Below are 26,090 nucleotides of genomic sequence, written 5' to 3'. Positions count from 1 at the left end.
ATTGATCGAAACGGGTCCTGCCTGGAAAGGCAGGGCCTTGGGTCAGAACCAGCATGACGCCAGAGCTTTTATACCAGCCACATGGCGAGATCGGGCCAGAACAGCAGGGCAAACAGCACCAGCAGCTGCAGAGCGATGAAGGGCAGCAGCGAGACAAAAATATCCTTGAGGCTGATTTCCGGCGGGGCAACCCCCTTGAGATAAAAGGCGGCCGGCCCAAATGGTGGTGACAGGAACGACACCTGCATGTTGACGGCAAACAGAATCCCGAACCATATCGGGCTGTAGCCCAGCTGCGTAATGATAGGAACAAAAATCGGCAGGGTCAGCATCGCCACGCCGATCCAGTCGAGGAACATACCCAGCACCAGCAGAATGCCCATCATCACCAGGATGATCACGATGGGAGCGACATCAAGGCCCATGATCATGCCCGAGATAAAACGGTTGCCGCCCATCAGGTTGTAAACCCCGACCAGTGCCGCCGCCCCGATACCGATCCAGATGATCATGCCGCAGGTCATCAGCGTCTGACCGAGGCTTTCGTGCATGGTCTTGAAAGAGAACTCACCGCGCAGCACGATCGCCAGCAACACGCCGAATACGCCCATGGCCGCGGCTTCCGTGACCGAGGCAACGCCACCATAGATCGAGCCCAGTACAAGCACCGCGATCAGCGCTGGAACGATAATCGCCTGCAGCGCCTTGCCCTTGGTGGCGAAGGTTTCGCGACGATTCTCCTCTGTCAGCGGTGGCCCGAGACTGGGGTTTTTCAGGCAGCGCACCAGCACGTAACCGATGTAGGACAGCATCAGGATCACCGCTGGCGTGATGGCGGCGGTAAACAGATCGGCAATGGAAACACTGGCAATCAGCCCATAGATGATCAGCACGATCGAGGGCGGCATCATGGTACCCAGTGAGCCGCCGGCGCAGACAACACCAATGGAAAGGTGCTTGTCATAGCCCAGTCGCAGCATTTGCGGCAGGGCAAGAATGCCCAGCAGCACGATTTCACCGCCAATAATCCCCGAAAGCGCTGCCAGGAAAAACGCCACGACCACCGTCTGCACCGCCACACCGCCGGGCAGACGACCTGCAAAGACGCGCATGGCGTTGAACAAATCCTTTGCGATACCGGAGCGGTCCAAAAGTGATGCCATCAACACGAACATGGGCACCGCCACCAGTGAATATTCGGTGACAAAGCCATAGATGCGGCTGGTTACCAGCGGCATGGCCATCGGTCCGAACCAGCCAAAGGTAAAGGCCAGCGCCACCAGGCCGGTAATGAAGGCGAGCGGCAGGCCGGTAATCAACAGGGCAAAAATGGCCCCGACCATCAGGATCGTCCCGTCAGCAATGGTCATGACGCTGTCTCCCCGTCATTTTGCTGCGGCTCGGCAGTCCTGCCCCGCAGGGACTGAATGAAATGAACCAGCGATTGGACGCACATGATCATCAGTGCAGCCATGATGATGCCTTTCACCAGCGCCGGAAATGGCGGGTTCCATGAGGTGCCGGAGCGTTCCAGTTGCCACGCTCCCAGTGGGTTGTGCGAGGCGTCCCAGAACATGGTGAAGGCGGCGTAGCTCATGGCCAGGCAGAAGCCGAAGGTCACCAGATCATTGAAACGATCCAGCCAGAGTCTCAGGCGCGGGCCGGCACTGTCATAGAGAACACGCACCCGGATATGGCGATTACTGGCCAGTGCCGCCGGCCCGCCAAGCGCAAAACTGACGGCCACCAGCATCACCACGCTCTCATGCACCCAGGAGGTGGGGGAGTTGAAGCCATAGCGCATGAGCACTTCATAAACGCTGATGGCCATGGCGGCAAAAATCAGCCAGGCAGCGCCGCGGGCGCACCACACCACGCCGCGGTCGAGAAGGCTGCGTACCGGGTCCGGAGCACGATCGATAGGGTCCGGGGTCGAGCGCGCGAGTTCTTCCTCGTCTGCCTCGATAACGCCATGCTGGCGGTGAGGATCTGTGGACATGGGCATCCTCTGTGTCAGAGAAAATCAATCGAGTCATGGCACGGCGGGGGCCTGCGCCCGCCGTGCCCCCTGAAAGCCTGTTGCCTCATGACGAGGTGCTGGCTTCAGCCCCGTTGCTGCCTTCAGCAGGCAGCAGGTTGTGCATTTGTAGATAGGCCACGACCGAGTCATAAAACTCGCGGGTAATGTCATTGCGCTCGGCCCACTCGGCCCACTCCTGACGGGCGATATCGCGGAACTTCGCCCGCTCTTCCTGAGGCAGGTCGATGATCTTGAGGTCCGGGTTCTGGCGGGCTTGACGTACTGCCTCCAGATCGCGTGTTTTCAGCTCGGCGACCATCTCGTAAGCCAGTGCATCAACAGAGGTGGTCAGCATGGCCTGCAGGTCAGCCGGCAGGCTCTGCCAGATCTCGTTGTTGATCGAGACGGCGACCATGGGCAGGGAGTGGAAACCGGGGTAAAGCGGATAGGGGGCAAAGTCATGCAGCCCCTGCGCCTGGTTGGTGGCAAAGACCGTGTAATCGGCGGCATCGATGACCCCTTTTTCCAGCCCGGTATAGACCTCTGAACCCGGCAGGTTGACCGGTGTTGCGCCTGCCTTTTCAAAGATGTTGTAGACCATGCCTTCCGGCGCCCGCAGCTTGAGCCCCTTCATGTCGGCGATGGAGCGGACCGGCTTGCTGGAGGGCAGGGACTCAAGGCCCGTGGCGGCAGCGCCGATCAGGTGAAGCCCGTAGGGTTCGACCAGCTTGTTGTAGAGCGTCTCCCCGCCGGCATTGTTCATGTAATCGAGGAAATCGTAGGGGTCGCTCCAGGCGCCGACCAGATTCCCCATCATGCCAAAGGCCGGATTCTGACCGGTAAAGTAGCTGGGGTCGGTCAGGTGCCCCTGCAGGATGCCGGAGCGAACGGCCTGCAGGGTTTGATTGGCCTGTACCACGGCCCCGACGGGCAGGATCTCGATGGCAATACGGCCATTCGACATTGTCTCCACATTGTCGGCCCACGCCTTTTTCATTTCGAACTGCGGTTCACCGGAGGTCTCCGAGGTCTGGAAAGTCCATTCATATTCGGCGGCCTGAGCGTTAAACGCTGTGCTCCCCAATGCGATGAAGATGCAGGCTTTCAGTGGAAGACGGATAGACATGTTGCGTTCCTCTTGTCGTTTTTATCGGCTTGTCGTTTTTATCGGCTTGTCGTTTTTATTGGTATGGCCCCGGACGATTGGAGGCCGAGGTCAAAGCAGGTCACGTGAGCGCAGGAATCCGGTGGCCGAATCATAGATTTTCTGGGTCATGTCATTGCGGCCGGCCCACTCCTGCCACTCCTTCTCGGCGGCCTGGCGAAACTTCTTGCGCTCTTCCGGCGGCAAATCATAAGGGTGCACATCGGGGTCCTTTTCGAGTTTGGCCAGCGTCTCAAGATCCAGCGCCTTGAGGCGTGCGATCAGGTCATAGGCCATGCGGTCAAAGGCCGTCTTGAGCGTGACCTGCAGATCTTCCGACAGGCCATCCCATATCTGCTTGTTGATCGACACCGCGATCATGGGCATGGAGTGGAAACCGGGATACAGCGGATAAGGGGCGAACTGGTGAAGCCCCTGGGCATCATTGTTGGAAAGCACGGTAGAGTCGGCGGCGTCGATCACCCCCTTTTCAAGGCCGGTATAGACTTCGGAACCCGGCAGGTTGACCGGTGTGGCGCCAATACGTTCGAAGATGTTGTACACCATGCCCTGGGGGGCACGAATCTTGAGGCCCTTGAAGTCCTCTATGGTCTTGATTTCCACCGTGGAAGGGACTGATTCCAGCGGAAAGGTGGCCGCCGAAATCAGATGGACGCCGTAGGGTTCGACCAGCTCGTTGTAGAGGTTTTCGCCGCCGGCATACTTCATGTATTCCAGAAAGTCGTAGGGATCCTGCCAGGCGCCCACCAGGTTGCCCAGCATCCCAAAAGCCGGGTTCTGACCCGAGAAATAGCTGGGATCTGTCATATGACCCTGCAGTATCCCGGCACTGACGGCCTGCAGGGTTTCGGTGGGGCCTACCACGGCATTGATCGGCATCACCTCGATGGCCACACGGCCATCGGTCATCGTCTCGATTTTGTCGGCCCATTCCTGCTTGATCTTGAAACTGGGCTCTCCGGAGGTTTCCGAAGCCTGAAATTTCCACTCGTACTCGGCGCCATGAGCGTTGAGTGCCAACGCGCCAAGGGCAAGAAAGGCACCGGCTTTCAGCGATAGGGGGATCTTCATGGGCGTGCTCCGTTAGACCAGACAGGGAGGACAACGGGCATTTCAGCCCTGCATTTTTTGCATGCTCGGCAGCGTGGTGCGCCATCGTTCCCGGCCGGTTTTTGTGATTATGTCTGACACAGCATTCAGTAATACGGCGTATCTGGCTGTAAGACGTTAGTCCGGAGCGTTACCAAAGTTAAAGAAGGCAGGAAAATTGGTCTCAACAACGAAGGGTGTGGGGTCGCCATGACTGGGATCATGACCCCCGGGCACGGATCCGTGAGAATTGACGCTTACAAAAAAGCCGACGCCCTCACAGGCACCGGCTCGCAGGTCATTTCAGTGCCGTGTCGTGGGTTACATGCCAAACAGCATGCTGCTCAGGGCGACAATGATCAGTGCCATGCCATGCGCCAGTACAAAGCCGATCAGGGCGCCTGCCGCAACGTCAGTAATGTAGTGAAGGCCCAGTATGACGCGCGAGAGCATGACCAGCACCGCAAAGGGAGCCACCACAATCAGCAGCTGAGGCACGAACAGGGCCGCCAATGTGGTGAACATCACGGCATGAAGGGTGTGACCGCTGGGAAAGCTGTAGCGATCCAGTGGCGGCATGGTGCAGGGAATTTCAAAGGAGATGTAGGGGCGTTCGCGACACAGGCGGTTTTTGAGCAGCCGATACAGGATACCCCCGACCGCTGCCGAAAGGCCGAAGCAGACGCCCAGAAACCAGCCGTACCACCACTGTGTCAGCAGCGGAATGCTCAGGCACATGACGATCCATGCCGGCGCATCACCCAGACGGCTTGCCCAGCGCAGAACGAAAAGAAGCGGACGATAGGCGCCAAGACGCGCCAGCTTGTTGCAGGCTTTCCACTCGAGCGTATCGAGTCTTTTAAATACCGGTATCAGTCGTTCACCTGCCATCGTTCACCTCCTGTGCCTGACGCAGATAATCAATAAAGGCGTCGCCAATCTTTGGCCAGCCCAGTGTATGTACCCGCTCACAGGCAGCGCGACCCATTTCCCGGGCCGATGCCATGTCTTCACAGAGCGCCACGGCTGCCTCGATAAACTGCGCCGGTCTGTCAGGGTCGGCAAGCTTACCCTGTATATCCTCACAAATCAGCTCGCCTGCAGCAGCATAATCAAAGGCGGCAACCGCCAGTCCGCTGGCCATGGCCTCGATGACGACATTGCCAAAGGTTTCCGACAGTGACGGAAACAGAAAGATGTCGGCACTGGCATAGTGCCTGGCCAGCGCCTGATCGCGTTGAAAACCCGCAAAGTGGGCCCAGGGAAGGCGCTTTTCCAGCAGGGCGCGTTGCGGTCCGTCGCCGACCAGCACTGCCTTGAGACCAGGCTGACGCTTGCGCATGGCTTCAAGCGTGTCGATCAGCAGCAAAACGTTTTTCTCGGCCGCCAAACGTCCGACGTGCAGGGCAACGGGGGTGTCTTCATCGGCTCCCCACTGCTCGCGCAGCGACGTATCACGCTGCTCGGGTGAAAAACGTTCGCAATCCAGCCCTCTGCTCATCACCTTAACATTGTCATAACCATATTGGGCGAGATTGTCCGCTTGGGCTTTGGTCGGTACCAGGGTCATGGTCGAGCGGTTATGAAAGCGGCGCAGAAAGGGTCTTACCAAAGGGCTGAGCACTTTCAGCATGATGTAGTGGCGACTGTACTGATCAAAGTTGGTATGGAAACCGCTGATTACGGGAATCCCCATCCGGCGCGCCTGATTGAGCGCAGAGAGCCCAAGGGGGCCTTCAGTGGCGATATAGACCACATCCGGGCGATGACCTCGCCACAGCCTGCCAATCTTGCGAGGCGCCGGAAATCCCATGCTGACTCCGTCATAATCCGGAATGGGAATGGCACCGACCTGCAGCTCTTCACTCATGAGCTCGTCATGATGATCGCTCCGGGGTCTGGGACGAATCAGCTGCAATGACATCCCGCGCGCCTTTAGATGGCGCGCCAAATGGCCAAGGGTATGCGTGACGCCATTGATTTCGGGGTCCCAGGTTTCGCTCACGAAAGCGACCTTCATTGCTGTCCGGGAAATCGGTGTCCGGGGATCATCGTTATGTGGATCAGTATGGTTGTCGTTCATGACGGTTGCGGGGCGATCATGTGACGTTGTTGTGTCGCGTGTCATCGGACAATCTGCCTGGGGTTGAAGGGACGACCCGCATTGCGTGTGTCAAAAAGGAGATCATGACGGCCGGTGCCTGAATCGCGGCGCACCTCGCAAACGGGCGTGCCGGCATTGACGCGCTGGCCATTGCTGACGTTGAGTCGGTCGCACTGGGCATAGACGCTTTGCAGATTCTTGTCATGATGCACGATCACGACGCCGCCAAGCTGGCGCATGGCGCCCGCAAAACGTACGGTACCGGAGGCCACGGCACGAGCGGTGTGATCATTTCCGGCCGAGATCAGCATGGGTTGCAGGGCATTGCGGCCGTCCTTGCCGAATTCTCGCTGCACCTGAGCGCCACGCAGGGGCCACGCCCATGGGCCAGCGCCGCTGGGTAATGCACTGGCGGGGGCAGCAGTGGTCTGTCCGCCGGCAGTGCCGGTAGCGCGCGCGGCCGTTGAGGCAGAAGCGCTGCCAACCGGAACGGTCAGCATCTGCCCGATACGCAGGCGATTGGGGTCAATACTGCGGTTGGCGGCACTGATGCGGCTGCTGGAGGTACCGAAGTGACTGGCAATTCTGCCCAGCGTATCGCCGCTTCTCACCGAGTAGCGGTATTGCCCGTTGCCGGGGGCACGTTCGTTGCGACCCGGCAACATCAGCTGCTGGCCGATACGCATGTCATTGGCTTTGACGCCCGGGTTGAATCGCTGCAGCCGCAGCAGTGGAACCCCTGCCTGGCGAGCAATGGCGCTCATGGTGTCTCCCCGCTGAATGGTGACGTAACCGGCTTCGCCACCACCCATGCTGCGACCGGCACAGCCTGCCAGCAACAAAAGCACTAAAAGGGTCAGGAAGCGGTAGTGCATGAGAGTTGCTGATCCTTTTCCTGCCATAGTGCATTGATCCATGCCTGAAAGCGTTCCCTGTAATGCGTGTCATTGAGGTAGTCCCCGCCTGGCATCCAGCCTGGGATGTCCAGCCGTCTTGCCCTCAGGGTGATTCTTGCGCTTCGCCCGCAAAGCAGGTCCCGAAACCGTGGTCGGCCATGACGGTAATCAAGGGTGACGTCAATGATACCGGAGAGTTCATGCCCCATCATCGTCATGACCTGGGCACAGCCGCCAGCACGAGGCTTGAGAAGATGCTGATAGGGACTTTGCTGTTGTTCATGTTTGGCTCGGGTGAAGCGCGTGCCTTCGGCAAAGTTGTAGATGGTAACAGGCGTACGGTCGATATGGGTCAGCAGTTTTTGGGTCGCCCGTAAATCATGTTTTGCCAGATGCGGGCGACGTTTCAGCTGGCTGGCGGAGTAGCGTCGCATCATGGGGAACTTGAGTGCCCACCAGGCCAGCCCCAGAATGGGCACCCAGATCAGCTCACGCTTGATGAAAAAACGCGGCATCGGCAGGTGATCATGCAGGGTGTACAGCATGACAAAGACGTCCGTCCAGCTGCGATGGTTGGCAATCACCAGCCAATGACAATCTTTGGAAAGCGTATCGGGCAGGGAAATACACCAGTCCGGCTTGAGCCAGTGGCGTATCCATAGGTTATTGGTCGTGATCCAGAGACTGGCAACCCGGTTCAGATTCTTGAGCAGCCACCCTTGTACGGCCTGGAAGGGGAGCGCCAGCTTTAAAAGACTTAATGCAACCAGCGGTATACCCCAGAACAGCGTATTGCCGGTCAGCAGCACGATACTGATGATGCCCTTGAGCCATGCCATGGTGTCCGGATCCTTGTTGCAATGTCCGTATCCTAATGGATCGTAGGCACCGGGCCCAGCACAAGGGTGACGCGGTGCTGCCAGGGCCACTACAATGCCCCTCCACCGAGCATACAGGAACATTTCAAAACCTCAGGGAGCATTGAGTGCGGAATCTGCCATCGACATTACCGGTACTGTTTATCTGTGAAATCTTCTTTCTGCTGGGCCATGGGCTGATCATGACCCTGCTTGGCGTGCGAATGTCGCTTGAAGGTTTCCCTTCACAGATGGCAGGCCTTTTGATGTCGAGCTTTTCGCTGGGCTTTGTGGCCGGCAGTTATCTGCTCGAGAAACGAATTCGCTCGGTGGGCCATATCCGGGTATTTTCTGCCTGTGCTGCGGTACTGGCCGTGACGGCCATGCTGCATGGTCTCTGGATCAATCCGTGGGCGTGGCTGTTCTGGCGTCTGTTCGGCGGTGCCGCAACTGCCGGTCTTTTGATGGTGATGGAGTCATGGGTGTCGGGCGAGTCCAGTAATGATAACCGGGGTCGGGTACTGGCGATCTATCTGGTGATTTCCACGACATCACTGGCGGGTGGGCAATGGCTGCTCAATGCAGCGGATCCGGGCACAATGGTGCTGTTCAGCGTGACCGGCATCCTGTTTGCACTCTCTCTTATACCGTTATCCATCTATCGTATTCATGGACCAACGCGTTCCGGTCATGAAACGGCACTCAAACTGCCGCTCAAGATTCTTTACAAGCGGGCCCCGGTCGGACTGGTAGGGGCCTTTGTGGCCGGCATGATGGTTCAGGCCTTCTTCGCGATGACCCCCTACTATGGGCAGGAGATCGGACTTTCCACCGGACAGACCGCGCAGTTCATGTCCATTACCACGCTGGTGGCGCTGGTCGCGCAGTGGACGCTGGGGCGTTTGTCCGACCGGCTTGATCGACGCAAGGTCATACTGTTCATGGCGCTTGTCATGGCTATTTCAGGCGCCGTGATTTCCACCGTGGCACGCACGGATTATCTGTTTTTGCTGTTGATGGCCTGTTTGCATACGGCCATGCTGCACACCCTTTATTCCCTGAGCCTTGCCCACACCAACGACTGGCTGGAGCCGGAGGAGATTATTCAGGCCAATGCCAAGCTCCTGATCTGGTACGGCATTGGCTCGATTGTGGGGCCGTTCAGCGCCTCGCTTGCCATGCAGTTTCTGGGGCCTGATGGACTCTGGATGTTTTTGGGCAGCGTGTCGCTGCTGTTGGCAGGGTTTATCCTGACGCGTCTGCGTGGCCGCCGCAGCTGGGCGCCGGAAGTGGCGCAGGAGCCCTGGATGCCGACGGCGCCCATGGAAACCTCTCACTACGTGGAGCTGGATCCGCGCTACGAGCCCCACCAGTTCGAGCTCGAATTTTCTTCAGACAGCCATCACCGCTAGCGCCATTGTCGTTATCCTTCAGCTCGCAGGAAGTTGTGCGACCGCAGTGCGTACGCCCTGATAGTAACTTCCGCCGAACATGTACAGGTGGTTCAACAGTGGGTAGAGCTGGAAGAGGGTGCGCCGGCGTGGCCAGTCATCCGGAGCGTTGCCATCCCAGTAGGCTTCGTAAAAGGCATCAAGAGGACTGCCGAAAAGCTCCAGCAGTGCGAGGTCTGCTTCTGGATAGTGACGATGGATGGCGGGGTCGATCAGCGCAGGGCCAAGCGTACTGAAATGCACGTTGCCGGTCCATAAATCACCGTGGACTAGACTGGCCGGCGCCTCAGGCAGCCAGCTCTCCAAAGCATTGGCGACGTTTGATAGTTGTTCGTACAAGTCATGATTGATGCGCTTTTTTTGCAGGCACAGTGCCGCCAGTGGCATTAGGCGGCACTCCCGTTGAAAAACGCGCCCGTCACCATGGCGGGTATTGATCTGAGGCGTTGTGCCGGCAAAGTTATTGCGATACCAGCCATGCTCGAGGTTCGTATGGGCATGCAGGGCGCGAAGCCCGCGGCCGAAGGTCTCATGCGCCTGTCGATCGGGTCGGGCCGGAGGCAGCCAGGTCATGACCAGCGCACCGGGCAGTTCTCCCAGAATGTCTGGAATGACCAGCCCGGTGTCGGCTTCCTTTAGTGCCCTCAGGCCGTCGGCTTCGGCTTCAAGCTCGGCTGGACCAGCGTGCTTGACCAGTATCGCTCCATCCGGCGTTACCACCTGCCAGACCTGCCCGATATCTCCACCACTGAGGGGTTCAGGAGAGTGTGTGGCGCGAATGCCGAGCGCCTCGAGCGTTTCGTGTGGTGTTGATGGCGTCATGGCGTGGTGCTCCGGTGTCGGCATTTAAAGTGTCTTTCCAGCGTAGCAGCGCCATGAACGGTCATTAAGTCAGGAGTTGATCAGCGCAGGCCTTGGCTGTCGTCATGCTCCTTTTGTTTGGGCGTGTCGCGGTAGGATCTATCTTCACTTTGAAAGAGCTTGTAGAACTCTTCTATGGCAGCTCGGTCGCTTTCAAGCAGCTGAGCATTGTCGTTGCGATATTGATAGGACTCCTCAAACAGGCGCACATCGAAGTCTCGAAAGGTTCTGACGGCCTGGCTGGCGCTGACACTGGGATAGCCCAGACCGACCAGCACTTCCTGAGACAGTTCGAGACTGGCCGAAAAGGTCTCGCGTACGACCACATCTACCCCCAGTTCCTGCAGGCGCCAGGCGTGATGGCGGTTGCGGGCACGGGCATGAATGCTCAGGTCGGGGTAGTTTTCTCGTGCCAGGCGGGCAATGGTCAGGGCGGCCTGTTCATCGTCCACGCAGATGATCAACATGTGTGCTCGATCAATGCCTGCCGAGCGCAGTAGTTCCAGCCGGGTAGCGTCAGCGTAATAGATCCGCGAGCCAAACTGGCGAATGAATTCGACCTGGCGAATATTGGGGTCGAGCGCGGTGAAGCGCACGTTTTGCATCTTGAGCACGCGTGCCACCATTTGCCCGAAGCGTCCCAGCCCGGCGATGATCACGGGCGGATCATCGTCGGGGAATTGATTGTCCCAGCTGGTCGAGGGCTTGAAGCGGTTGCCAATCCGACTTCCCAGGGTGTAAAGAAAGGGCGTGCAGGCCATCGAGATCGTCACGGCTGCGATACAAAGGCTGGCGATTTTCTGCTCAAAAACGCCCGCTGCCACAGCGGTGGTCAGCAGCACGAAATCGAATTCGCCACCCTGGGCGATGACAGCCGCCAGGCGTGGAATGTTTTGACGCGGCAGACGGGCGATAACGCCGACCACGCATAAAACCAGTATCTTGACCACCAGAATGGCCAGCGTAATGCCCAATACGGCCAGCAGGTTATGCATGACCAGCAGCAGGTTGACCGACATCCCGACCGAGAGAAAGAAAAGGCCCAGCAAAATGCCCTTGAAGGGTTCAATGTTGGCCTCAAGCTCGTGGCGATAGGGGGTGTCCGCCAACAATACGCCGGCCAGGAAGGCACCCAATGCCATGGAAAGCCCGGCTTCTTCCATCACCCAGGCGGTCCCCAGCACCATCAACAGTGCCGCGGCAGTAAAGACTTCATGGACTTCGCTGCGCGCCACAATGCGCAACACGCGCGGGAAAATGAAGCGCCCCACCAGCAGCGTGGCGACGACGATGGCGGTCGTGGTGGCAATCGTCAGCCACAGGTTATTGCTTTCAGCCCCTGAATGACCGGCAAGGATGGGGATCACTGCCAGCAGGGGAATGACGGCCAGGTCCTGAAACAGCAGGATGGCGAAGGCGGTCTGACCGTGAGGGCTGGCAAGATGCTGATGCTCGGTCAGAAGTTGTAAGGCAAAGGCCGTGGAGGACAGCGCAAGCGTCAGCCCAAGCAGAATCGAGGCGGCCTGGCCCAGCCCGAGCATCCATCCCAATGGCGTCAACAAAAGACCGGTCAGAAAAAGCTGCAGGCTGCCCAGGCCGAAAAGCCGACCGCGCAGACGCCATAGCCTGGCCGGTTCCAGCTCCAGCCCGATTACGAACAGCAGCATGACCACGCCGATCTCGGAGAAATGAAGCACCGACTCCGGGTCGGCGATAAAGCCGCTGATCGAGGGCCCCAGAATCAGGCCTGCGCATAAATAGCCCAGTATTGAGCCCAGGCCAAATCGTGCGAAGAGGGGAACGGCCACCACGGCAGCCCCCAGCATGACAGTCGCTTCCAGTAGAAAGTGCATGGTAGTGTCTTCCGAGCAGTGCAGTCCGTTGCCGCGAACCGAGCGATGGCGTCATGCCTTCGCCCGGCCGATCAGTTCCGTAAATTCAGGGCGTCAGCGATACTGGCCGCTGTCTGCCTTTTTGATCAATGCTTTCAGGGGAGAATAGATCTCGGGCGTGCAGATCAGCAGATTTTCGCCATAAAGCTCGGTGGCAATGCCTTCCGGGCAGTCGTAGACATGACCGGTACGGGCGCCGGCTTCGCGAGCGATCAACAATCCCGCGGCGAAGTCCCACGGCGAGCAGCTTTCGTAGTAGCCATCCAGCCGACCGCAGGCGACAGCGCACAGATCCAGCGCTGCGGCGCCATTGCGGCGGATATCACGACAGTTTTCCAGCACCGCGTGCAGGCGTCTGAGCAGTGGAAAGCGGGCGTCGCGGTCATAGGGAAAACCGGTGCCAATCAGCGAAGCGTCAAGCTCGCGCGTGCTGCTGACCGAGATTGACTCGTCGTTGCACCAGGCGCCGCTGCCACGAATGCCGGTAAAGGTTTCTTCCAGAAACGGGGCGTGCACGACACCCACCTGAACGCGGCCCTTGTCGACCCAGGCAATGGAGACCGCCACATGATGATGACCATGGGCAAAGTTGACGGTGCCATCAATGGGGTCAACCACCCACAGCGGTTTCTCATCACTCAGGTCACGACGATCCGGCGATAGCTCTTCGGTCAGACGGGCCTCGCCCGGGAACAGCGATTCCAGCTGCTCGCTGATATAGCGATCAACGGCGATGTCGATATCGGTGACCAGTTCATTGCCATGCTTGATGTTGCGTTGCAGGCCACCTTCCTCGCGTGCTGCCCTGATGCGGCGTCCGGCTTCATGGGCGATGCGGGTAGCCTGTTCAAGGCGCTCTTCGAGAGTCATGCAAACTCCTGTCGGGTGTCGTCGTGAGTCGGATATCGTCGTAAAAAACAGGGCGCTTGCCCGTGGACATTCAACGTTTGACCGGACGCTTTTGAAGCTTGCGCTGCAGGGTGCGCCGATGCATGCCCAGACTGCGGGCGGTTGCTGAAATATTGCCATCGTTGTCCTGCAATACGCGCTGGATGTGCTCCCAGGTCAGTCGATTGACGGAGGGTGGGTTTTCGGCGATTTCGGCATCCGGGTTGCCCTCCTGGGCATCAAGGGCCTGCAGCACTTCGCTGACCTCGACCGGTTTGCAAAGGTAGTTCACTGCGCCCAGCTTGATCGCCTCGACCGCGGTCGTGATGCTCGAATAACCGGTCAGGATGACGACCCGGCAGGCCGGGCTGATCGAGAGCAGCGTGGGCAGAAACTGCAGCCCAGAGCTTTCCTCGAGCTTCAGGTCAAGCGTTGCGTACTCCGGCGGGCGGCGCTGCGCCAATTGTCGTGCTTCTTCGATGGTGGCGGCCACCATGACATCAAATTCATGGCGCGTCAGGGCGCGCTCCATGATCTGGCGAAATACAGGGTCGTCATCAACGACCAGAAAGGAAGCCTTTTCGTGCATGGCGTGTCATTCCTGTGAAAGTGCAGAGGGGGCGTTGGAGTCGCCGTCCGGATGTGGCAGCCTGACCTCGGTCAGTGTGCCCCCCTGGGTTTGATTGTAGAGACTGACGCTGCCACCGAAGCGGTCCAGCGTCGAGTGCGTCAGAAAAAGCCCGATGCCCAGGCCTCTGGAGCGCCCGGAGATAAAGCTCTCGCCCATGTGGCTGGCAATCTCCATCGAGATCCCCGGGCCGTGGTCGACAATCGATATCACGACCTCGCGCCGGCTTTCCTTGAGCGAGCTTTCGCTCAGAGTGATGGCGATATCCTGTGGGTTGGCATCGGCGGCATTGTTGAGCAGGTTCATGATGGCCTGATCCAGCGTCGGGTCGGCCATCAGCGTCAGTGCCCGGTGATCGGCATAGAGCTGATAGGTGACATCCGGACGCATGACCAGCCAGCGCTGAATCAGGGCTTCCAGCCATTCGGCGGCATTGACGCGTGTGGGTGGGTCGCTCTGACGGCGTTCAGCGCTGGCCACCAGTTCACGTAGATGGCTCTTGCAGGTATCGACCTGACTGCGCAGCAGGTCAAGGTCGGCGCGTTGCATATCGGTGATCGGGTCGGATTTCATCTCATCGATCAGCATGATCATGGTCGACAGCGGTGTGCCCAGTTCATGCGCCGTGCCTGCGGCCTGGCTGGCCACGGCCAGAATTTGCTCGTTGCGCAGAGCGGCTTCACGAGTGCGCGAAAGCATTCGGTCGCGCTGGCGCAGGGTGTCGGCCATACGAAAGATCACGAAAGTGATGAGCCCTGCGCACAGGACAAAATTGAGCCACATCCCCAGAACGTTGAGGGTCAGGAGGCTGTCGCCGATCATATGGCGAAGTTCCGGCACCGGCTCGAAAAAGATCATGAGCATCGAGTAGGCCAGAAAGGCCGAGGCAGCCGTAATGCAGGCATGGCGCCATGGCTGAGTGGCCGCCGCCATCGCCACCGGGATCAGGTAGTAGGTGATGGCCGGATTGGTGGCACCACCGGTGTAATAAAAGATCAGGGTCAGACCGGCCACATCAATGAGCAGGTGAACCAGGTATTCGATGGCCGTGACCTGACGCGTCTGGCCCAGCCGCCACCAGGTCGCCACATTGAACAGTCCCATCGCAACGATAATGGCGATGATCGGCACAACCCTGAGCTTGAAATTCATCACCTCGATACCGAAGAGGATCACGACCAGAAAGCAGGTCCAGGTAATACCACGGGCGATGGTCAGTCTTACCAGATTGCGGGCCGGGGTCGTCAGCAGTAGCGTCTGCGTCATGAGTGTCCAGAGCAGGGAATGTAGCGTTGTGTGTCCATGATATCGCAATCGGCGCGCGGTCGTGGAGTAAAGAATGACGTTGGGCGCTACAGCGCTGGCATGATGGCGGCTTTGTGCCTAACGTGATGAGAGCAGGGCAGGTAATGGACTTTTTCCGAGACACCCGCCCCGCCCTGTGCCTCGAAGGAGGAGACGATCATGATGATGCAAGCCCGTATGGATACCGGTCACGTGCCCTGCATGGCGATGAGCGAGCCACCGGTTCAGCCGCCGGACCCGGCGCCACACTCTCCGCCCGAGGAGCCACCGCAGCCGCAGGAGCCGCCCATCGAAGAACCGCCGATGGAGGATCCGCCCCTGCAGGATCCCCCGCCGTCACAGCCACCGCCCGAGGTGCCGCCGGAGCAGACGTCGCCCTATCAGCCCTGATGCCTGAGTGACTGAGGGTATTGGAAAGCCGATTCTGAAAGGAGTCGGCTTTTTTGATGCCATTTTTGGCGGTCATCAAAGGGTGGCAATTCCGACCGATACTCGGCCCTTCTATCCCCGCACCTGGCACTGCCTGTAGAATGCGTTCAAATCCGTTCACGTACAGACTGTGTACATAATGACTACTGAAGCACCCATGACCGATACCCGGATCGCCCAGGAAGCCAGCCTTCGCAGAACCTTTGCGATCATCTCCCACCCCGACGCGGGCAAGACCACCATCACCGAAAAACTGCTGCTGTTTGGTAATGCCATTCAGGTCGCCGGTGCGGTCAAAAGCAAGCGTCAGGAGCGCAACACCACCTCTGACTGGATGAAGATGGAGCAGGAGCGCGGGATCTCCGTGACCACTTCTGTCATGCAGTTTCCCTACAAGGGGCGCATCGTCAATCTGCTGGATACACCCGGTCACGAGGATTTCTCCGAGGATACCTATCGCACGCTGACGGCCGTCGATTCTGCTCTGATGGTCGTGGATGGTTCCAAGGGCGTCGAGGACCGTACCATCAAGCTGATGGAGGTCTGTCGACTGCGTACCACGCCGATTCTGACCTTCATCAACAAGATGGACCGCGACACGCGAGACCCCATCGAGGTCATGGACGAGATCGAAACCGTCCTCAACATTGCCTGTGCGCCGGTGACCTGGCCGATCGGCATGGGGCGTCATTTCCGTGGTGTCTATCATCTGGTCAACGACACGGTACATCTCTACAAGCAGGGGCAGGGCAACCGGATTCCGGAAGACGTTCGAATCGAGGGGCTGAACAGCCCGGAGGTTGATGAAGTGCTGGGGGCCTCTCAGGCTGCCGAGCTGCGCGAAGAGATCGAGCTGGTGCAGGGCGCCTCGCATGATTTTGACCTTGACGCTTATCGTCGTGGCGAGCTGACGCCGGTGTTTTTCGGTACGGCCATGGGCAATTTTGGTGTGCGTGAGATGCTCGATGGCTTTGTTGAATATGCCCCGTCGCCGCAGCCCCGTGAGACCAATGACCGTGAAGTGACCGCCGAGGATGGCAGCTTCACCGGATTCGTTTTCAAGATCCAGGCCAACATGGATCCGCGCCACCGTGACCGTATTGCCTTTTTGCGAGTCTGCTCGGGCAAGTACGAGCGCAACATGAAAATTCACCATGTGCGCATCAAAAAGGACGTCAAGATTGCCGATGCCCTGACCTTCATGGCTGCCGACCGCGCGCACGTCGAAGAAGCCTGGCCGGGAGACATCATCGGACTGCATAACCACGGCACCATTCAGATCGGTGATACCTTCTCCAGTGGTGAGCAGATGCGCTTTACCGGTATTCCGCACTTTGCGCCCGAACTTTTTCGCCGCGTGCGCCTGAGAGACCCGCTCAAGACCAAGCAGCTTCAAAAGGGGCTTCAGCAGCTCTCCGAGGAAGGGGCAACCCAGGTCTTCATGCCGCTGGACAACAACGACATGATCGTGGGTGCGGTGGGTATGCTCCAGTTTGATGTGGTGGCTCACCGCCTCAAGGATGAATACAAGGTCGATTGCATCTATGAGCCGGTTAACGTTCAGACCGCTCGCTGGATTCATGGCGACGATCGCAAGCTGGATGAGCTTCGCAACAAGGTCAGCACCAACCTGGCCATTGATGGCGGCGGGCATCTGACCTATCTGGCACCGACCCGGGTCAATCTGCAGCTGATGGAAGAGCGCTGGCCTGATCTCTCCTTTGATGCCACCCGCGAGCATTAAGGCGCTCAGGCATCGTGCGATGCGCCTTGTGATTCATTGGCTATAGTAATGCTGATAACAGCGCTGCGGTGGTCGGCTACCGACCACCTGATACGTTCGAGCCCGGGGAGGGAGTGTGGTATGCCAAGGTTTTTAACGGAATTTCGCGATTTTGCCGTCAAGGGGAATGTCGTCGATCTAGCCGTCGGTATCATCATTGGCTCGGCCTTTACTGCCATCGTCAACAGCCTGGTCAAGGATATCTTTACGCCGGTACTCGGACTGATTACCGGCGGCATCAATTTCACCAACCTGTTTTTTGTGCTCAAGGACGGTACTCAGACAGCGGGGCCTTACACGACGCTGGCGGATGCGCAGGCCGCCGGCGCAGTCACCATCAATTACGGCATTTTCCTCAATGCCATGATTTCGTTCACGCTGGTGGCGATGGTGTGTTTTATCCTGATTCGCAATATCCATCGTCTGCGCGAACTGGGCGCCCGCAAGGCAGAAGAAGCGCCCGCTGCCGCTCCCACTGTGCGCAATTGTCCCTACTGCATTACGCCGATTTCAGTGGATGCCACGCGCTGCCCAAGCTGCACCTCTGTACTGGATTCACCAAAGGATGCCGCGCCGACAGCGTAGTTTCGGCTGGGTTTTCCAGAAGTGACAAAAAAGGGGCCTCCATACGGAGGCCCCTTTTTGCCGTTTATCTCCCGTCTCAGTCCGACAGGGTTTCCGGGTCTCGTCGTTCCAGTACGTAAGGCAGTGGCTTCAGATGCGCCGGCTGGTCGTTGACGGTCAACGAGGGCATGTCATCTTTGATGGTCATGACCGCCAGCACTTCAACATGATTATCATTGGTAGTTGCACTGCGAACCACCTCGCCAAGTGTCTTGTCGCTGGTGGCATCCTTGATGTCTGTTCCCACCTCGATGCGTTCGGCAGTGGGGACGGAGAGCCGCATCAGGCGTTTTTTGACCTGGCCGCGATAGTGCGCTCTGGCCACGACTTCCTGGCCGGTGTAGCAACCCTTCTTGAAGCTAATGCCTGCCAGCGCTTCCCAATTGAACATCTGGGGCAGCCATTTTTCGCGCTGCAGCTCATCAAGCCACAAAAGGCCGGCTTCGATGTCCAGTCGCTGCCAGAGCTCGTTTGATGCCAGTGTCAGGCCAGCCTTTAGCGATCGGCACAGTTCGGCGAGTCTTTCTTCCGAGGCAATTAATACCAGACGCATCATGTCATGCGGATGGCGGGTGATTGCCAGTTCTTCGTCGGCACTGACACGCACGCCCCAGTCGGCATGCGGCAGTGTCATGGTGGCACCGAGTACGTCATCAAGACGGTGACCGGCCAAACCAGCAATGGCCAGATCATGACGCAGGGTCAGTTCAGCCTTGTAAAACGCTGCATATTTGGCCAGATGCTGGTGCAGGGCATCGACAATGCTGCGCTCGAGCAGCAGCCAGTAGCATTCCGAGGCGGACTTGATCAGCTGCACATTGGCAATCGCGCGTCCCTTGGGCGTACAAAAGACGGCGGGCGGCGCAATGGTGGCGGTGGCATGTGCTGTGGAGGCACTTGCCTGACCCTGCAGGAATTTCTCACTGTCCGGCCCGCGAACCTCCAGAACGACTCTATCTTCCAGAGGAACAATTACGGTGTCTCGTTGCCCATCAACATCGGGGCCTTTCGATGAAGACTCGGCTGACGGTTGTTGCAGCAATGTCTGCCAGTGCGGATGGCTCATGACGACTCCAGAAAAATTTGCGCAAACGGTGGCAATAACGCAGGGTAGATCTGCCTGATCCCCGTTTCTCCATGAGAGAGCATATCTGGGCGAGGGCAAGACTTTACAAGCAGACGCAATCATTGCATGACTACCAGGAGACAGGAACGTCATGGCGTTAACATTTACCCTTAGTGGCCTGAAGGATTCCGATGACGTTAATCGACTGACCACGGCTCTGATGGAGCTTGATGGCGTGGATACCGTTCAGGTAGCACGGGAATGGCTGGAAGTGGAAGGACGTGTTCAGCCCGGCCGCGTGGTTGAGGTTATTGAAAGACTGGGATATTCGTCAAAACGCTGAGTATTTGAATAACCACGGTGGATGAATGAGGTCTGCCGTGTATTGCGACCCGGGGGCGAGCGACAATGAGCATTCTGATCGAGACAGAGCGTGAGGGAACACTGCGACAGCGTATCGTGTTCAACGATCACGAGGCGCTTTACGCTGATGCGCCGATCAGCGCCGGCGGTGAGGAGAGTGCACCGGACCCGCATGATTACTTCGATATTTCACTGGCCACCTGCAAGGCTCTGACTGTTGTCATGTATGCCCGCAAAAAGGAGATGCCACTTGATGGTGTCAGCATTCGAGTCACTCGTGACAGTAGCGATGAGCGTGATGGGCGTTATCGACTGCAGGTAGATATTGGTCTGATCGGCGATCTCAGTGCTCAGGCGCGTGATCGCCTGCTGGAAGTGGCCGATCAGTGTCCGATTCATAAATTGATGACATCAGGTCAGATCGAAATAGACACCCACGCGCATCTGGGTGGCGCCTGAGCGCTTTTTCAGGACCGCAACGTTCGACATCCCTTTCATTGTGATGACAAGGCATGCTGCCGTTTCAGGGCGGTGTGCCTTGCAATCCTTCCTGCCTGCCATCATATGATTCAAGGGCGTCAGTCATGGCGCGTTTCGTTGCCCGCTCTCGATGTCCATCGACTACGCTTTCGGCGATAACGCCATCTATTGGCCAGCGCGTGAAGCGGTGGCCCCGGTATATTCCAACCTTTTCGTTACCTGCACGGAGTGTACATGAATCGTGAGTTTCGTATTGCCTCCGACTACAAGCCGGCAGGTGATCAGCCGGCGGCCATCGATGGGCTGATCAAGGGCCTGGACTCCGGTCTGGCGCACCAGACCCTGCTGGGCGTGACCGGCTCGGGCAAGACCTTCACCATGGCCAATGTGGTCGAGCGTCTGCAGCGTCCGACCATTGTCATGGCGCCCAACAAGACGCTGGCGGCGCAGCTTTACGGTGAGTTCAAGTCATTTTTCCCCGACAACGCCGTCGAGTATTTCGTCTCCTACTACGATTATTATCAGCCCGAGGCCTATGTCCCCTCGTCTGACACCTTCATCGAGAAGGATGCCTCGATCAATGATCATATCGAGCAGATGCGCCTGTCGGCGACCAAGGCGCTGCTGGAGCGTCGCGATGCTCTGATCGTGGTCTCGGTGTCGGCCATCTATGGTCTGGGGGACCCGGATCAGTATCTGAAGATGCGACTTCACTTCACGCGCGGGGAGCTGATCAACCAGCGTGATTTTTTGCGTCGACTGGCGGAGCTGCAGTACACGCGTAACGATACCGATTTTCGTCGTGGTACCTATCGGGTGCGGGGGGATGTCATCGATGTCTTCCCGGCCGATGCCGAGGATGAGGCGGTCCGCATCGAGCTCTTTGACGACGAGATCGACACCATCAGTCTGTTCGATCCGCTGACCGGGGAAGTGCGCGGCAAGGTGCCCCGCATGACCATCTATCCCAAGACACACTACGTCACCCCGCGTGACACGATTCTTGGTGCAATCGAGTCGATCAAGCAGGAGCTCGCCGAGCGCCTCAAGTACCTGCGCGATCATGACCGCCTGGTCGAGGCGCAGCGTCTTGAGCAGCGCACGCTCTATGACATCGAAATGATGCTGGAGCTGGGCTACTGCAACGGGATCGAGAACTACTCACGCTACCTGTCCGGGCGTGACCCGGGACAGGCACCGCCGACCTTTTTCGACTATCTGCCTGATGACGCGCTGGTATTTATCGACGAATCCCATGTCAGCGTCCCCCAGGTAGGCGGTATGTACAAGGGCGACCGTTCGCGCAAGGAAACGCTGGTCGAATATGGTTTTCGGTTGCCCTCGGCGCTCGATAACCGCCCCATGAAGTTCGAGGAGTGGGAGGCCATCCTGCCGCAGACTATTTTCGTGTCTGCGACCCCCGGTCCGTACGAGGAAGAACATGCCGGTCAGGTGGTCGAACAGGTCGTGCGGCCTACAGGACTCGTCGATCCGGAAATTGAAGTGCGCCCGGCCAGCACCCAGGTGGATGATCTGCTGTCTGAAATACGACTGCGCGTTGGTGTTGGCGAACGCGTCCTGGTCACGACTCTGACCAAGCGCATGGCCGAGGATCTGACCGACTATTTGGGCGAACACGATATTCGCGTGCGCTATCTGCACTCGGATATTGATACCGTCGAGCGCGTCGAAATCATTCGTGATCTGCGTCTGGGCAAGTTTGATGTGCTGGTGGGCATCAACCTGCTGCGTGAGGGGCTGGACATTCCCGAGGTCTCGCTGGTGGCGATTCTCGATGCCGACAAGGAAGGTTTTCTGCGTGCCGAGCGCTCATTGATTCAGACCATCGGCCGTGCGGCCCGTAACGCTCATGGCAAGGCGATTCTGTATGGCGATCGCATTACCGGATCGATGCAGCGGGCGATGGATGAAACGCAGCGCCGACGTGACAAGCAGATCGCCTTCAACGAGGAACACGGTATTACGCCGCGTACGATCACCAAGAACGTGGCGGACATCATGGAAGCCGCTCAGGCACCCGGCACCCGACGCAGCAAGCGCAAGGGCGATCGTCAGGTGGCCGAAAGCGATGCGCAGTATACGCCCGAGGCCATCGGCCAGATGAGTATCGACGACGTCAATCGCGAGATTAAAAGGCTCGAGGACCGCATGCATGAAGCCGCGCAGAATCTCGAGTTTGAAACGGCGGCCTCGCTGCGGGATCAGATGCAGACCCTTAATGCCCGCCTGATCGAGCTGAAGTAGGATTCACTGGCGCAGGGCCAGCCTCATGAGTCGGGCAGGCATTGGTTGCGCCATCACTCGTGCTGACAATGGATGTCATGACATGCCGGAAGGACCCGAAATACGCCGTATCGCCGACCGGCTGGGCAGGGTGCTGGCGGGGCGGACCATTGAGGATATCTGGTTTGCCTTTGATCGCCTCAAGCCTTTTGAGGCCCGCCTCAGGGGCCAGAAGGTGACTCGTGTCGATAGCTGGGGCAAGGCGCTGTTGACTCGCTTTGAAGATGACCATGTCATCTACTCGCACAACCAGCTCTATGGGGTCTGGCGCATCATGCGCCGCGATAATGAACCTGCCGGCAAGCGCTCACCGCGACTGCGGTTAAGCACGGCAACGCATTCGGCGTGGCTGATGAGCGCGTCCGATATTTCACTCTGGCGGCGTGAAGAGCTTGATCAGCATCCGTTTTTATCGAAACTCGGTCCTGATCTGCTGACGCACAACGTCACGGCTGACGATATTGTTACTCGCCTGCAAGGTCCACGTTTCATGCGCCGCCGGCTGGGGGCGCTGCTACTGGATCAGCATTTTTATGCGGGTATCGGCAATTATCTGCGTTCGGAGATCCTCTTCTTTGCAGCGCTTCATGAGCGCTACCGGCCCATGGACCTTGATGATGCCCAATGCCGGCGTCTGGCCGAGGAGATTCTGGAGGTGACGGCAAGGGCCTGGCGCCATGCCGGTGTGACCAACTTGCGCGTATGGCGGGAACCCATGATCGATGCCGGCGAGCCAAGAGGGCGCTGGCGTCATGCGGTATTCAATCGCGCCACGTTGCCCTGTCATGCCTGCAAAACGCCCATTGAAAGGATCATGGTGGCCTCGCGAAGGCTGTACTTCTGCCCGCACTGCCAGCAAACGTGACACCATCGAAAACGCCCGCGCCCTGGCGGAAATGACCCATGTATCATAGTGGGTTATGCTCCGCCCATTCTCTGCTTCAATGACAAGGGTGGTACCCCGACATGACAGCCTTGCTGGGCGGTCTGCTCATTATTTGTCTGCACCTTCTGGGAGCACTTTCTGGGCTCATGGCGTTGATGTCGAGTCGCACGTCTCAGGGGGCCATTGCCTGGATCATCTGCTTGATTACTTTTCCCTACCTGGCCATTCCGGCCTACTGGTTTCTGGGAAGACCGCGCTTTTATGGCTATGTGTCGGCGCGCGAACAGCGTGATACGTCACTGCGCCGCGTGCTGGATCAGTTTCGAACACTGGTAGAGCCTGCCTTTGCGCGCCCGGAGGATGCCCGGCTTCGCGCGGTGGAAAGGCTTGCCATGCTGCCGATGACCGGAGATAACCACTGTCAGCTGCTCATCAATGGTCATGACACTTTTGAAAGTCTGTTTCAGGGCATCGATCAGGCTGAAGAGTACGTGCTTATCCAGTTTTTCATCGTGCGCAACGATGCATTGGGTCAGGCACTTAAAAGGCGGTTGATCGAATGCGCCGAGCGGGGCGTACATGTGTTTTTTCTTTATGATGAGATCGGCTCGCACGGTATGCCGGATCGTTATTTTGACGAGTTGCGTGCAGCAGGCATCGCCGTGCATCCTTTCGGCTCCTCAAAAGGCTGGCGGCATCGCTTTCAGGTCAACTTTCGCAATCATCGCAAGATCATGGTGACAGATGGCCGCCAGGGATGGGTCGGTGGCCTGAACGTCGGCGTGGAGTATCGCGGTGAAAGCAAAAAGCACGGTCACTGGCGTGATACTCACCTGAAGCTTGTGGGCCCGGCCGTGCTGGGATTACAGGAGTCCTTCTGGGAAGACTGGCATTGGGCAACCGGCGATATCCTGTCGCTGGTCTGGCACCCGCGAAAGGCGCCGGGTTCGGCGCGACAACATGTGGTCATTGTACCTTCAGGGCCTTCTGATCCGCTGGAGACAGCAAGCCTTCTGATTCAGCATGCGATCAACCAGGCCGATGAGCGCTTCTGGGTGACCAGTCCTTATTTCGTACCGGACCAGGGTGTGCAGGATTCGCTCAAGCTGGCAGCTTTAAGAGGCGTTGATGTACGGGTCATGATTCCGGAGCGTCCGGATCACTTGCTGGTGTTCCTGTCAGCGTTCTCGTTTCTGGGCGACATGATTCGTGCAGGCGTTAAAATATACCGTTATCAACCCGGTTTTCTGCATCAGAAAACGTTCTTGATCGATAGTCATGCCAGCGCTGTCGGAACGGTTAATCTGGATAACCGATCGTTTCGACTCAATTTTGAAGTCACTGCTTATGTGTCGGACCGTGGATTTGCCGCAGAAGTGGCGCAAATGCTTGAAGAAGACTTTGCCAGCTGCCGCCAGGTGACACTTGAGGAGATCGAAAAGCGCCCGCTGTGGCACAAGCTGGCGGCGCGAGCGGCGTATCTGGCCTCACCGATCCAGTGATCGGTAAGGCCAGAGTAGAGCATGTGCATCGCTCTCCAGTGGTGGTTTAGGAGCCCTGGCCGGCTGATTTGTTGTTATAGATATCCAGATCGATCTCGCGCTCGCTTTTGCCCACCAGCGTGGTCACCATCAGATCCCCCGAGACGTTCACGGCGGTTCTCGCCATGTCCAGAATGCGATCAATGCCGGCAATCAGGCCCAGCGCTTCCAGCGGCAGGTTGGTCTGAGCAAACACGATCGACAGCATGATCAGCCCGGCGCCCGGAACGCCTGCCGTGCCGATCGAGGCCAGCGTGCCGGTCAAAACGATCATGGCGTAGTCGGCCGTGGTCAGGTCCGTACCGGTCAATTGCGCCACGAACAGGGCAACGACACCCATGTAAAGCGCCGTGCCATCCATGTTAATGGTCGCACCTACCGGCAGCACGAAGCCTGATACCCCCTGTGAAATCCCCAGCTTTTCACGTGCGCAGCGAATGGAAACGGGCAGGGTGCCTGCACTGGACGCCGAGGAGAAAGCCACCACAATGGCATCGAGACTGCCGGTGAGATAGCGCCTTGGGTTGAGCCGTGCCAGCAGGGCAAGCATGCCGCTGTAGACCACCAGCACGTGAAGGATGCAGGCGAGATACACCACGCCGATAACCTTGAGCAAAGGAATCAGCACCGCCAGACCATATTGACCGGCCACGACGGCAATCAGCGCAAAAACGCCGACCGGAGCGCAGGCCATGATCAGGGAGGTCAGCTTGTAGAGGGCCTCGGCAATGGAATCGATGACCCGAATGGCCGGCTGACCGCGTTCACCAATCAATACCAGTGAAATGCCAAGAGCAATGGCAAAGACGATGATCTGCATGATGTTGCCTTCCACCATGGCATTGATCGGGTTGGTCGGCACCAGGCCCACCAGAATTTCGGTCAGCGTGGGCGCCTCGCCGGGCGACACGCTGTTGTCCATCTGCATTTCAACCCCGATGCCGGGCTGCAGAATGGACGCTGCCAGCATGCCCAGGGCAATGGCGAAGGCTGTGGTCACAAGATAGAGCGCGACCGCCTTGCCACCGATCCTGCCCATCTTGGCCGGATCTCCCATGGAGACAATGCCACTGATCAGGGAGGTAAATACCAATGGTACGATCAACATCTTGATGGCATTGATGAAAAGCTCCCCGATGGGAGAAAGCCATTGTGCGTGATCGCCCAGCAGCCAGCCGGCAATAATGCCAAGCACCAGGCCTGCCATGATTTTCTGCCAAAGGGGAATGCCGGCGCGGGAATGCATACGTTTGGACATGAGGCTGTCTCTTTTGTGCAGTTGGGGAATGTGTCATGTCTGAAGCCGCCAGCCTATCACTTACAGGTCCGGGCCGGTTAAAATCGCCGCCTCGTGCCCTCCGGGGTCAGGCTGATAAAAAAGGGCTCTTCGTCGCTGGGTGTGGAATTCGCCCCCTGAGCTGGGCCAGGATATGACCTCCACATGGACAGGAGGTACGA

The 26,090-nt window shown here is 58.3% G+C and carries 24 protein-coding genes; 9 read left to right on the top strand and 15 right to left on the bottom strand.

All coding sequences use genetic code 11. The features are described from left to right. Positions 1-68: 68 nt before the first annotated feature. The 8 genes from Q0931_RS15910 to Q0931_RS15875 all read right to left on the bottom strand — a co-directional run bounded on the left by Q0931_RS15910 (position 69) and on the right by Q0931_RS15875 (position 8,113). Entirely contained in the window at positions 69-1,370 is a 1,302-nt protein-coding gene (locus Q0931_RS15910; RefSeq protein ID WP_299261978.1) for a TRAP transporter large permease subunit, read from the bottom strand. Beyond that, complete coding sequence (locus Q0931_RS15905) at positions 1,367-1,999, bottom strand: TRAP transporter small permease subunit (protein ID WP_299261977.1); 633 nt, start codon at positions 1,997-1,999, stop codon at positions 1,367-1,369. The genes Q0931_RS15910 and Q0931_RS15905 overlap by 4 nt, the downstream gene beginning before the upstream one ends. An 85-nt stretch (positions 2,000-2,084) precedes the next feature. Continuing rightward, positions 2,085-3,146, bottom strand: a complete 1,062-nt coding sequence (locus Q0931_RS15900; RefSeq protein WP_299261976.1) for a TRAP transporter substrate-binding protein — start codon at positions 3,144-3,146, stop codon at positions 2,085-2,087. Positions 3,147-3,236: 90 nt separating this feature from the next. Then, positions 3,237-4,256, bottom strand: coding sequence for a TRAP transporter substrate-binding protein (locus Q0931_RS15895; RefSeq protein ID WP_299261975.1), 1,020 nt, complete (start codon positions 4,254-4,256; stop codon positions 3,237-3,239). Between the two features lie 339 nt (positions 4,257-4,595). Continuing rightward, positions 4,596-5,165 carry a phosphatase PAP2 family protein gene (locus Q0931_RS15890; protein WP_299261974.1) on the bottom strand — a complete coding sequence of 190 codons (570 nt, stop codon included), beginning with the start codon at positions 5,163-5,165 and terminating at the stop codon, positions 4,596-4,598. Then, the gene (locus tag Q0931_RS15885; RefSeq protein ID WP_366941630.1) at positions 5,155-6,279 is read right to left on the bottom strand and encodes a glycosyltransferase family 1 protein; all 1,125 of its coding nucleotides are present in this window, start codon (positions 6,277-6,279) and stop codon (positions 5,155-5,157) included. Before Q0931_RS15885 ends, Q0931_RS15890 begins: the two co-directional genes overlap by 11 nt. A 119-nt stretch (positions 6,280-6,398) precedes the next feature. Further along, positions 6,399-7,253, bottom strand: coding sequence for a LysM peptidoglycan-binding domain-containing protein (locus Q0931_RS15880; protein WP_299261972.1), 855 nt, complete (start codon positions 7,251-7,253; stop codon positions 6,399-6,401). Then, complete coding sequence (locus Q0931_RS15875; RefSeq protein WP_299261971.1) at positions 7,235-8,113, bottom strand: acyltransferase; 879 nt, start codon at positions 8,111-8,113, stop codon at positions 7,235-7,237. The genes Q0931_RS15880 and Q0931_RS15875 overlap by 19 nt, the downstream gene beginning before the upstream one ends. Positions 8,114-8,259: 146 nt before the next feature. On the opposite strand from Q0931_RS15875, the gene Q0931_RS15870 reads away from it, so the two are divergent. Next, a complete protein-coding gene (locus Q0931_RS15870) occupies positions 8,260-9,543 on the top strand; it encodes an MFS transporter (RefSeq protein ID WP_299261970.1) in 1,284 nt (427 codons plus the stop codon). 18 nt (positions 9,544-9,561) lie between these two features. Here Q0931_RS15870 and Q0931_RS15865 read toward each other — a convergent pair whose 3' ends face one another. From Q0931_RS15865 to Q0931_RS15845, 5 genes are all read right to left on the bottom strand, one after another. Next, a complete protein-coding gene (locus Q0931_RS15865; RefSeq protein WP_299261969.1) occupies positions 9,562-10,404 on the bottom strand; it encodes a fructosamine kinase family protein in 843 nt (280 codons plus the stop codon). An 80-nt stretch (positions 10,405-10,484) separates the two neighbouring features. Beyond that, positions 10,485-12,296 carry a monovalent cation:proton antiporter-2 (CPA2) family protein gene (locus Q0931_RS15860; RefSeq protein WP_299261968.1) on the bottom strand — a complete coding sequence of 604 codons (1,812 nt, stop codon included), beginning with the start codon at positions 12,294-12,296 and terminating at the stop codon, positions 10,485-10,487. Between the two features lie 93 nt (positions 12,297-12,389). Continuing rightward, positions 12,390-13,205: an inositol monophosphatase family protein gene (locus Q0931_RS15855; protein WP_299261967.1), complete on the bottom strand. Its 816-nt coding sequence runs from the start codon at positions 13,203-13,205 to the stop codon at positions 12,390-12,392. A gap of 70 nt (positions 13,206-13,275) precedes the next feature. Continuing rightward, positions 13,276-13,812, bottom strand: coding sequence for a response regulator transcription factor (locus tag Q0931_RS15850; RefSeq protein WP_086898919.1), 537 nt, complete (start codon positions 13,810-13,812; stop codon positions 13,276-13,278). Positions 13,813-13,818: 6 nt separating this feature from the next. Then, entirely contained in the window at positions 13,819-15,117 is a 1,299-nt protein-coding gene (locus Q0931_RS15845) for an ATP-binding protein (RefSeq protein ID WP_299261966.1), read from the bottom strand. A 198-nt stretch (positions 15,118-15,315) separates the two neighbouring features. Here Q0931_RS15845 and Q0931_RS15840 point away from each other — a divergent pair, with 198 nt between their 5' ends. From Q0931_RS15840 to mscL, 3 genes are all read left to right on the top strand, one after another. Next, positions 15,316-15,546 carry a hypothetical protein gene (locus tag Q0931_RS15840; RefSeq protein WP_299261965.1) on the top strand — a complete coding sequence of 77 codons (231 nt, stop codon included), beginning with the start codon at positions 15,316-15,318 and terminating at the stop codon, positions 15,544-15,546. A gap of 196 nt (positions 15,547-15,742) precedes the next feature. Further along, positions 15,743-17,329, top strand: a complete 1,587-nt coding sequence (locus tag Q0931_RS15835; protein WP_299262008.1) for a peptide chain release factor 3 — start codon at positions 15,743-15,745, stop codon at positions 17,327-17,329. Positions 17,330-17,449: 120 nt separating this feature from the next. Then, a complete protein-coding gene (gene mscL, locus Q0931_RS15830; RefSeq protein WP_299261964.1) occupies positions 17,450-17,953 on the top strand; it encodes a large conductance mechanosensitive channel protein MscL in 504 nt (167 codons plus the stop codon). A 76-nt stretch (positions 17,954-18,029) separates the two neighbouring features. Here the strand turns inward: mscL and Q0931_RS15825 are convergent, their stop codons facing one another. Then, positions 18,030-19,058 (bottom strand): folate-binding protein, encoded by a 1,029-nt coding sequence (locus tag Q0931_RS15825; RefSeq protein ID WP_299261963.1) that lies wholly within the window; start codon positions 19,056-19,058, stop codon positions 18,030-18,032. A 151-nt stretch (positions 19,059-19,209) separates the two neighbouring features. On the opposite strand from Q0931_RS15825, the gene Q0931_RS15820 reads away from it, so the two are divergent. From Q0931_RS15820 to cls, 5 genes are all read left to right on the top strand, one after another. Then, positions 19,210-19,401: a heavy-metal-associated domain-containing protein gene (locus Q0931_RS15820; RefSeq protein WP_086622880.1), complete on the top strand. Its 192-nt coding sequence runs from the start codon at positions 19,210-19,212 to the stop codon at positions 19,399-19,401. A 65-nt stretch (positions 19,402-19,466) separates the two neighbouring features. After that, a complete protein-coding gene (locus Q0931_RS15815; protein ID WP_299261962.1) occupies positions 19,467-19,880 on the top strand; it encodes an OsmC family protein in 414 nt (137 codons plus the stop codon). A gap of 255 nt (positions 19,881-20,135) precedes the next feature. After that, positions 20,136-22,166 (top strand): excinuclease ABC subunit UvrB, encoded by a 2,031-nt coding sequence (gene uvrB, locus Q0931_RS15810; RefSeq protein ID WP_299261961.1) that lies wholly within the window; start codon positions 20,136-20,138, stop codon positions 22,164-22,166. A gap of 82 nt (positions 22,167-22,248) precedes the next feature. Beyond that, positions 22,249-23,070 (top strand): endonuclease VIII, encoded by an 822-nt coding sequence (gene nei, locus Q0931_RS15805; protein ID WP_299261960.1) that lies wholly within the window; start codon positions 22,249-22,251, stop codon positions 23,068-23,070. Between the two features lie 101 nt (positions 23,071-23,171). Continuing rightward, complete coding sequence (gene cls / locus Q0931_RS15800; RefSeq protein ID WP_299261959.1) at positions 23,172-24,593, top strand: cardiolipin synthase; 1,422 nt, start codon at positions 23,172-23,174, stop codon at positions 24,591-24,593. 46 nt (positions 24,594-24,639) lie between these two features. On the opposite strand, the gene Q0931_RS15795 is transcribed toward cls, so the two are convergent. Further along, positions 24,640-25,890: a dicarboxylate/amino acid:cation symporter gene (locus tag Q0931_RS15795; protein ID WP_299261958.1), complete on the bottom strand. Its 1,251-nt coding sequence runs from the start codon at positions 25,888-25,890 to the stop codon at positions 24,640-24,642. Positions 25,891-26,090: the final 200 nt, after the last annotated feature.

The organism is uncultured Kushneria sp., from assembly GCF_947497025.1.
Classification (GTDB): domain Bacteria; phylum Pseudomonadota; class Gammaproteobacteria; order Pseudomonadales; family Halomonadaceae; genus Kushneria.
This window is presented reverse-complemented; position numbering and strand designations above follow the sequence as displayed.